This is a genomic window from Micromonospora sp. DT201, from assembly GCF_049841575.1.
Lineage (GTDB): Bacteria > Actinomycetota > Actinomycetes > Mycobacteriales > Micromonosporaceae > Micromonospora.
This window is the reverse complement of the sequence record NZ_JBNCKP010000048.1, coordinates 2,016-5,385: the sequence shown is the minus strand read 5'-3', so window position 1 is coordinate 5,385 and position 3,370 is coordinate 2,016. Positions and strand designations below refer to the sequence as shown.

Genomic DNA, 3,370 nt, shown 5'->3' with positions numbered 1-3,370 from the left:
TTGTCCGGCGGCGTCCTACTCTCCCACACCCTCACGAGTGCAGTACCATCGGCGCTGGAGGGCTTAGCTTCCGGGTTCGGAATGTAACCGGGCGTTTCCCCTCCGCCATGACCGCCGTAACTCTATGAACATATCAAACAACCCCGGCACCAACTCACGGGTGTTCGCTTGTTCAGAGTTGCACAGTGGACGCGTAGCAGCTTAGTAGTCAAGTCCTCGGCCTATTAGTACCGGTCAACTGAACCCGTTACCGGGCTTACATTTCCGGCCTATCAACCCAGTCGTCTAGCTGGGGGCCTTACCCCACAAAGTGGGTGGGATACCTCATCTTGAAGCAGGCTTCCCGCTTAGATGCTTTCAGCGGTTATCCCTTCCGAACGTAGCTAACCAGCCGTGCCCTTGGCAGGACAACTGGCACACCAGAGGTTCGTCCGTCCCGGTCCTCTCGTACTAGGGACAGCCCTTCTCAAGTATCCTACGCGCACGGCGGATAGGGACCGAACTGTCTCACGACGTTCTAAACCCAGCTCGCGTACCGCTTTAATGGGCGAACAGCCCAACCCTTGGGACCTGCTACAGCCCCAGGATGCGACGAGCCGACATCGAGGTGCCAAACCATCCCGTCGATATGGACTCTTGGGGAAGATCAGCCTGTTATCCCCGGGGTACCTTTTATCCGTTGAGCGACACCGCTTCCACTCGCAAGTGCCGGATCACTAGTCCCGACTTTCGTCCCTGCTCGACCTGTCAGTCTCACAGTCAAGCTCCCTTGTGTACTTGCACTCAACACCTGATTGCCAACCAGGCTGAGGGAACCTTTGGGCGCCTCCGTTACCTTTTAGGAGGCAACCGCCCCAGTTAAACTACCCACCAGACACTGTCCCTGAACCGGATAACGGTCCGAAGTTAGATACCCAAATCAACCAGAGTGGTATTTCAAGATTGCCTCCACCCATACTGGCGTATGGACTTCACCGGCTCCCACCTATCCTACACAAGCTAATTCGAGTACCAATGTCAAGCTATAGTAAAGGTCCCGGGGTCTTTCCGTCCTGCCGCGCGTAACGAGCATCTTTACTCGTACTGCAATTTCGCCGGGCCTGTGGTTGAGACAGTGGGGAAGTCGTTACGCCATTCGTGCAGGTCGGAACTTACCCGACAAGGAATTTCGCTACCTTAGGATGGTTATAGTTACCACCGCCGTTTACTGGCGCTTAAGTTCTCCGCTTCGCCCCGAAGAGCTAACAGGTCCCCTTAACGTTCCAGCACCGGGCAGGCGTCAGTCCATATACATCGAATTACTTCTTCGCATGGACCTGTGTTTTTAGTAAACAGTCGCTTCCCCCTGCTCTCTGCGGCCATACAACGCTCCACCCGCGCGGGGCTTCACGTCTCCGGCCCCCCTTCTCCCTAAGTTACGGGGGCAATTTGCCGAGTTCCTTAACCACAGTTCGCCCGATCGCCTCGGTATTCTCTACCTGACCACCTGTGTCGGTTTGGGGTACGGGCCGCTAAGAACTCGCTAGAGGCTTTTCTCGGCAGCATAGGATCACTGACTTCACCTGAATCGGCTCGGCATCACGTCTCAGCCTTCATGTGTTGCGGATTTGCCTACAACACGGCCTACACGCTTACCCCGGCACAACCACCGGCCGGGCTCAGCTACCTTCCTGCGTCACCCCATCGCTTGACTACTACCCATCAGGTTCCCACGCTCCCCAACATCCGTCCGAAGACATCAGCCAGCTCGGGTGGTTAGCACAACGAGGTTCATCAGGGACGCTCTTTCGCGGGTACGGGAATATCAACCCGTTGTCCATCGACTACGCCTCTCGGCCTCGCCTTAGGTCCCGACTCACCCAGGGCGGATTAGCCTGGCCCTGGAACCCTTGGTCATCCGGCGGAAGGGTTTCTCACCCTTCTTTCGCTACTCATGCCTGCATTCTCACTCGTGCCGCGTCCACAACTGGGTCACCCCGCTGCTTCACTCGCGGCACGACGCTCCCCTACCCATCCACACACCTGCACAAGGAATCAAGTCCAAGCGAGGATAAAATGTGAATGCCACAGCTTCGGCGGTGTGCTTGAGCCCCGCTACATTGTCGGCGCGGAACCACTTGACCAGTGAGCTATTACGCACTCTTTAAAGGGTGGCTGCTTCTAAGCCAACCTCCTGGTTGTCTATGCGACCCCACATCCTTTTCCACTTAGCACACGCTTAGGGGCCTTAGCTGGTGATCTGGGCTGTTTCCCTCTCGACTACGAAGCTTATCCCCCGCAGTCTCACTGCCGCGCTCTCACTTACCGGCATTCGGAGTTTGGCTGATTTCGGTAAGCTTGTGGGCCCCCTAGACCATCCAGTGCTCTACCTCCGGCAAGAAACACGCGACGCTGCACCTAAATGCATTTCGGGGAGAACCAGCTATCACGGAGTTTGATTGGCCTTTCACCCCTAACCACAGGTCATCCCCCAATTTTTCAACATTGGTGGGTTCGGCCCTCCACGCGGTCTTACCCGCGCTTCAGCCTGCCCATGGCTAGATCACTCCGCTTCGGGTCTAGGACACGCGACTGAATCGCCCTATTCAGACTCGCTTTCGCTACGGCTCCCCCACACGGGTTAACCTCGCCACATGCCACTAACTCGCAGGCTCATTCTTCAAAAGGCACGCCGTCACCCCGCAAGGCTCCGACGGATTGTAGGCGAACGGTTTCAGGTACTATTTCACTCCCCTCCCGGGGTACTTTTCACCATTCCCTCACGGTACTTGTCCGCTATCGGTCACCAGGAAGTATTTAGGCTTACCAGGTGGTCCTGGCAGATTCACGGCAGATTTCAGGGGTCCGCCGCTACTCGGGAACACCCACAGAAGGTCAGCAACTTTCACCTACCGGACTCTCACCGTCTACGGTCAGCCATTCCAGACTGTTCGACTAGCCACCAACTTTGTAACTTCTCGAACAAGTGTCAGCTTGTTCAGCAGGGTCCCACAACCCCAACCACGCAACCCCTGACAGGTATCACACGCAGCCGGTTTAGCCTCGATCCGCTTTCGCTCGCCACTACTCACGGAATCACTAAATTTGTTTTCTCTTCCTGCGGGTACTGAGATGTTTCACTTCCCCGCGTTCCCTCCACACACCCTATGTGTTCAGGTGTGGGTGACACCACATGACTGGTGCCAGGTTTCCCCATTCGGACACCCTGGGATCACAGCTTGGTTGACAGCTCCCCCAGGCCTATCGCGGCCTCCCACGTCCTTCATCGGCTCCTGGTGCCAAGGCATTCACCGTTCGCCCTTGACAACTTGACCACAAAGATGCTCGCGTCCACTGTGCAATTCTCAACAAACGACCAACCCACAACCCC

The 3,370-nt window shown here is 56.5% G+C and carries 2 rRNA genes; both read right to left on the bottom strand.

Going from position 1 to position 3,370, the window contains the following annotated elements:
* Positions 1-2: 2 nt before the first annotated feature.
* Positions 3-119, bottom strand: a 5S ribosomal RNA gene (gene rrf, locus ACLQ28_RS34265).
* A gap of 85 nt (positions 120-204) precedes the next feature.
* Positions 205-3,314 (bottom strand): 23S ribosomal RNA (locus ACLQ28_RS34260).
* Positions 3,315-3,370: the final 56 nt, after the last annotated feature.